The sequence below is a fragment of the Hungatella sp. genome (genome assembly GCF_046966825.1).
On sequence record NZ_JBKVCZ010000226.1, the window covers coordinates 1 to 5,695 of the forward strand.

Consider the following 5,695-nt stretch of genomic DNA (forward strand, 5'->3'; position numbering starts at 1 on the left):
AAGCGGTGAACCGTCTGCGGGCCGCCGCGGTCTCCTACTCGGCGCCGCCGAAGGCGAGGAGACGGGCGGAGAGCATCTCGTGGGACTACCGTATCGAAAATCTGGGCATCAGAGTCACATTTTTCGATGACATGAAGGGCGTGGAGAGCAATATCCGTGCGCTGAGCACCATGACAGGAACCGTGATCTTTATAACCGTGCTTATCATACTGGCGGCCTCATTCCTTTTCTCGGAGACCATCGTCCGCCCGGTGACCAGGCTCCATAAGAATCTGGTCCGGGTGAAGGAGGGCGATTACACAGTCCGCGTGCACGTCGAGACCAGGGATGAGGTGGGAGACCTCTGTGACGCGTTTAACGGCATGGCAGAGGAGATTGACCGCCTCGTCAATCGGGTGTATTCCGTGGAACTGAAGGAAAAGGAGGCGGCCATCAAGGCGCTGCAGGCTCAGATCAACCCTCATTTTCTCTACAACACCCTGGATATGATCAAGAGCATGGCGGAGCTTTACGGGGCCTTGCAGGTATCGGAGATGATCATGGCCTTATCGAAGCTATTCCGCTACGCGACCCATACGGACGGTGTCCTCGTCACCATAAGGGAAGAGCTGGAGAACCTTTCCAGCTACATGACGATCGTCAATGCCAGATTCGGAGGGCGGATTGCGTTCGCCGCCAGGGTTCCGGAGGAGCTGCTTGCAGAGCCCATCGTAAAGGTCTGTCTGCAGCCGCTTGTGGAGAACTCCATCTCCCACGGGCTGGGCAGGGGCCGTGCTGGCGGCCGGATCGCGGTTACGGTAAAAAAAGAGGAGGGAATCATGACGGTTACGGTGGAGGACAATGGCGGCGGCATACAGCCGGAGCGGCTGGCGGAGATCCGCGGCCGCCTGGAGCGGAGAGAACGGGTGGAAGAGGAGTCCGGCAGGGGCAATGTGGGACTGAAGAATATCCACGACAGAATCAGGCTTTATTATGGAGATGCGTATGGCATTGTGATTGACAGCTTTCCGGGAAAGGGAACCGTGGTGACACTGTCCTATCCGTCAGACGAGATTCCGGCCCCGGAGATGATAAAGGAGGAACCGATTTGAAAGAGAGACCCAATCTATTATTTCTGATGACAGATGAACAGCGTTACGACGCAGCCGGATGGGTGAACCGCCAGGTACATACGCCGGCCCTTGACCGGATGGCGGAAGAATCCGTGTGCTTTTCCCGCGCCTATACCACAAACCCGTCGTGCATTCCGGCGAGGGCAGCCATCTTTACCGGGCGCTATCCCTCCCAGTGCGGCGTACCGGGATTTGTCAGCAGCCTTCCCAAAAAGGAGACCACATTTATGAAGTATTTACAGGAGGGGGGCTACTATACGGCTGTCATCGGAAAACAGCATTTCTGGCGCTCTGAAATTGAGCGGGGATACGATTATGAGGATATTGTGGATGAACATTTTCCGCCGGAGATAATCACGAAGGAGCTGGCCGACGGCGAATTCGGCCTTCCGGCCAACAAGACGGTCTCCGACCGCGTCTCCAGCTATGTGGAGTTTCTGGCCGACAGCGGTTTTACCAGGGGATCCCAGCTTTTCAGGGAGATAAACAGTAAGGGGATCTATGAATTTACAGGAGAAGAAAAGTACCACGTGGACGCCTACATCGGCGACCGGGGAAGAGAGTGGCTGGAGGAGAGCTGTCCCGATGACAGGCCCTGGTTCCTGACCCTTTCATTTCCGGGGCCGCACATGCCCTTTGACGGGATTGGGCTTCCAGATGAAGAGGCCTACGGGGAAATGGAACTGGATTTGCCGGGAACCGAGCTTTCCGACCTGTTCCATAAGCCGCCCCATTATCTCGACATCGCTAAGAAATTCGGCAGTCTCGATTTAAAGAATCACACGTCACCGGATGGGCTAACCCCGGATGAGATCCGACTGATGAAGAAGGCCTACTATGCCAATATGACTCTGATTGACCGGAAAATCGGACAGGTGCTTGAGCTCCTTAAAAAGAAAGGGCTTTACGATAACACCCTCATCCTGTTTACCTCGGACCACGGGGACTTTATGGGAGATTTCGGTGTGGCCACCAAGGCCCAGTACTGCTCGGAGGCCCTGATGAGGATTCCGTTTCTGTTAAAGCCTCCGTTTTCCGGCTTTAAAGGCCGCAGAGAGGACAGCTTCATCAGCTCGGTCGAAATCGCGGCCACATGCCTCACGGCGGCGGGAATCACTGTCCCGGATACCATGATGGGTCGGAGTCTGACGCAGTTTTACGAGGACGGCGCCAAAGAAATATGGCCGGACGTCTACATGGAAGCGAGAGACATCCGGGCCATACGGGATGAACATTATAAACTGATCTACTACCAGAACAGGAGCTACGGCGAGTTCTACGATCTCCAGAACGATCCGGAGGAGAAGTATAATTTATGGGATGATCCATTGCTTCAGGAGCGGAAATACGAACTGATGAAGCGGCTTCTGGACCGGATGATCGACCTCGGCGAGGGCGGGAAGACCGTCTGGAATATTGGCGCTCCCGTCATATAAGCGGTGAAGCTTTCCGCGCGCCCCTATTCCGGATCCCAGCCGTCATTTCCTGAGAGAACGGTGGCCTTTGTAAAGCGTCCGGCCTCTTCTTTCGTCAGGCGGCGGACCCATTCCGGGCGGCGATCCATGGCGGCGCCCGGTCCAAAGCTCTCATACTCCGCATAAAACGCGTGCTCTCTGGCCTCCGGTTTGTTCCAGTCATCCCATCCCTCTTCGCAGATATGGGAATCCATGTAGCAGTTCAGGAGAACCGTTTGGGCGTATTCGCGCCATGGCCGCCCCAGGAAGGCGCTGTGCGGGGGACAGCAGCTCTCGAAACGGCAGTCCTTCATGATATAGCCGAATTCCTGGCCTTCAGGCGTGGAGGCTGCGGTGACGTAGCTGTTCACCGGGCTGTCCGTACACTTGGAAAACAGGGTACAGCCTTCAAAATAGGCGGCCGCTCCGCCGAAGATGAAGTCGATATCGCCCTCGATGTAGCAGTTCCGGTAATAATGCCTTCCGCTGATGCGGGGGGCATTCTGCTTCGGCCCGGTAAATCCTCCCGGCTCGATCTCCCTCGGCGGGAGAGGCGCGGTAAAGAGGGTATCCTGGTTTCCCAGGAAACGGCAGGAGTCGAAGAAGAGGCGGTCCCCATCCGCATAGAGGGCCAGGGCCTGTCCGGCCTCGGTCCCTTTCCCGGCGCTGTTTTCAAATGTGATGCTGCGTGCGGTGAAGTCGTGGGTGTCGATGAAGCATGTCCAGGTGCGGAACGTACGGAGCGGCCCACCCTCCGGTGCTTCCATGCGGGCGGAGAGGCAGCCGGTGATTACAGTGGAACCGTCCTCTTCCCCGAGGAAGGTCAGATGCGGTATGCGCACGGTAATCTGTTCCCGGTAGATTCCGTTGTGCAGGAATAGCGTTTCTCCTTTTCCGGAATCCGGAGTTTTTGCAAGGCAGTCCAGCGCTTCCTGTATGGATGAAAAATCTTTTTTCCCGTTTTGATCGATCTCTATCATAGAATTCCTTCTTTCCAAATGGAGTGGATATTTTTACGATTCGTACTAAATATATCCATTTTACGACAAATTTGCAACAGAAATGATTGACTTCTAATTCACAAAGTGAGATAATACCTTAAACTGTGAATGGAATTAATTCAAAAATGCATATGGGGACGGGAGCTTGCCTTCCGTCTCCGTTGCATTCTTATCCATGGAGGAGAGAATGGAGAAGGAATATCTGTTATTTGATCTGGACGGAACGCTGACCGATCCAAAAGAAGGCATCACCAAATCCGTGCGCCACGCCCTGAAGGCTTATAACATCGAGGTGGAGGACTTAGATACGCTCTGCTGCTTTATCGGACCGCCGCTGAAGGACAGCTTCATCGAATACTACGGATTCAGCGAGGAGGATGCGTTGAACGCGATCGGTGTCTACCGGGAGTATTTTTCCGACCGGGGAATCTTTGAAAATGAGGTCTACGAGGGGATCGAGGAGATGCTGAAGGCGCTTACTGCCTCCGGGAAAAAGCTTTTTGTGGCTTCCTCGAAGCCTGAGGTCTTTGTCAGAAAGATCATGGAGCATTTCGGACTGGATTCGTATTTCACCTTTATGGGGGGCGCGGATTTAGGAGAGACCAGAGTGAAGAAAGCGGATGTCATCCGGTACGTCCTCGCGGAAAACGGGATTACCGATCTGGAAAAAGTGATCATGATCGGTGACAGGAAACACGATATCTTAGGAGCCAGGGAGGTCGGAGTCGACAGCGTGGGCGTTCTCTACGGTTATGGAGACCGGGAGGAGCTGACCGGCGCTCAGGCAGATTTTCTGGCGGAGACAGTTTTGGATTTGCAGAATCTCTTATAGTGTGATATGATACACAGTATTATGGCGCTTAAGGAATAGTTTTGGCTGACGGCGAAGAGGAACGCCTTAAGGAGGAGACGCATTATGATTGAACTGGGAAAAGAAAAGAGACAGATAATCAGACCGCTTTGCGGACAGGCGGATCACGTTCTGGTGCATGGAGCGGTTCGGGGATATATGGGCCGTGTATGGGTGCCGGATCTGACGAATCCATCGTACTGCCTGATACATCTGGGTGATTTCGCATACCTGTTTGGCATATGCCCAAAGGGTGAACAGGCCATGGAACTGAAAGCACAGCTTTACAGAGAATGCGGCCAGGATTACATCACCCCATCCGATGAGAGATGGGCCGAATGGCTGGAGGAATCCTTCCCGGGAGAATACAGGGTTCTATCCCGGTATTCCATGAGAAGGGACAGGAACCATTTTTCGGAGGAGGCACTGGAGTCCTACTGCAGGAATCTGCCCGCCGGAATTCGATTAAAGAAAATCGACAGGAGACTGTACCAGACGGCGCTTAAGGAGGAATGGAGCCGTGATTTCTGCTCCAATTTCGAAACTCCGGAGGAATTTGAACAGAATGGCCTTGGCTTTGTGGCCATGGATGGCAGAAAGATCGTTTCCGGCTGTTCTGCCTATGGAATCAGCCAGGGAATGTTTGAGATACAGGTTGAGACCCGGAAGGAGTACCAGCGGAAGGGGCTGGCCCTGGCGTGCAGCGCCCGGTTCATCCTCACGTGTCTGGAGCAGGGGATCTATCCGAGCTGGGATGCAATCAGCTTACAGTCAGTCGGACTGGCGGAGAAGCTGGGATATATATTTGACAGAGAATACAAAGTTTATCAGCTCTACGATATGGAGAGCGGCCTTTTAATGGCGTAGCCAGTACAGTATTTGGAGGAATACCAACGATGAAAAGAGTAAAAGTCGGATTCTGGGGAATTGATTCGATCCTGGAATTTGTAAAAATAACCGGCAGCAGCCGTCATAAGATGGAACTGGTCTGCGGGAGCACGGTGGTGGATGCGAAATCACTGCTGTCGGTGCTGTCCGTAAAGGCGGCCCAGGCGGTGGAGCTGGTGATTCATGAGGAATGCTGCGAGCGTCTGCTGGAGCGTCTGGACCCTTATATCGAGCATGGCAGCCTGCTGGACAGGGCGCACCATTTAAGCGCCTGAGGAACGAACAGCCGCCGCAGGACAGGGCTGAGAGCATGTCCGCCGGGCGCGGCGTCATCATAATTAAAACTGACAGGAAAAGGAACTTGAAAAATTGAGTAAAGTGGTGTATACT

General features: G+C 54.0%; 6 protein-coding genes. 5 read left to right on the forward strand and 1 reads right to left on the reverse strand.

Features of this window, described 5'->3' with window-relative positions; genetic code table 11:
• Nucleotides 1-1,091: sensor histidine kinase (locus tag ACLTD4_RS32645; protein WP_412331911.1), on the forward strand; the 1,091-nt coding region annotated here is incomplete at its 5' end.
• Nucleotides 1,088-2,548, forward strand: a complete 1,461-nt coding sequence (locus tag ACLTD4_RS32650) for a sulfatase (RefSeq protein ID WP_117620575.1) — start codon at nucleotides 1,088-1,090, stop codon at nucleotides 2,546-2,548. The genes ACLTD4_RS32645 and ACLTD4_RS32650, both read left to right, overlap by 4 nt.
• Nucleotides 2,549-2,571: 23 nt before the next feature.
• On the opposite strand, the gene ACLTD4_RS32655 is transcribed toward ACLTD4_RS32650, so the two are convergent.
• Entirely contained in the window at nucleotides 2,572-3,546 is a 975-nt protein-coding gene (locus ACLTD4_RS32655; RefSeq protein ID WP_117620576.1) for a pectinesterase family protein, read from the reverse strand.
• Between the two features lie 208 nt (nucleotides 3,547-3,754).
• Between ACLTD4_RS32655 and ACLTD4_RS32660 the strand changes: the two genes are divergently transcribed.
• From ACLTD4_RS32660 to ACLTD4_RS32670, 3 genes are all read left to right on the forward strand, one after another.
• A complete protein-coding gene (locus ACLTD4_RS32660) occupies nucleotides 3,755-4,399 on the forward strand; it encodes an HAD family hydrolase (protein WP_117620577.1) in 645 nt (214 codons plus the stop codon).
• 84 nt (nucleotides 4,400-4,483) lie between these two features.
• The gene (locus tag ACLTD4_RS32665) at nucleotides 4,484-5,284 is read left to right on the forward strand and encodes a GNAT family N-acetyltransferase (protein WP_117620578.1); all 801 of its coding nucleotides are present in this window, start codon (nucleotides 4,484-4,486) and stop codon (nucleotides 5,282-5,284) included.
• Nucleotides 5,285-5,313: 29 nt separating this feature from the next.
• Nucleotides 5,314-5,580 (forward strand): HPr family phosphocarrier protein, encoded by a 267-nt coding sequence (locus ACLTD4_RS32670; RefSeq protein WP_002603834.1) that lies wholly within the window; start codon nucleotides 5,314-5,316, stop codon nucleotides 5,578-5,580.
• Nucleotides 5,581-5,695 lie beyond the last annotated feature (115 nt).

Coding starts and splice junctions, on each gene's coding strand:
- ACLTD4_RS32655 (WP_117620576.1), bottom strand. CDS start 3,546: ATGATAGAGATCGATCAAAACGGGAAAAAAGATTTTTCATCCATACAG.
- ACLTD4_RS32660 (WP_117620577.1), top strand. CDS start 3,755: ATGGAGAAGGAATATCTGTTATTTGATCTGGACGGAACGCTGACCGAT.
- ACLTD4_RS32665 (WP_117620578.1), top strand. CDS start 4,484: ATGATTGAACTGGGAAAAGAAAAGAGACAGATAATCAGACCGCTTTGC.
- ACLTD4_RS32670 (WP_002603834.1), top strand. CDS start 5,314: ATGAAAAGAGTAAAAGTCGGATTCTGGGGAATTGATTCGATCCTGGAA.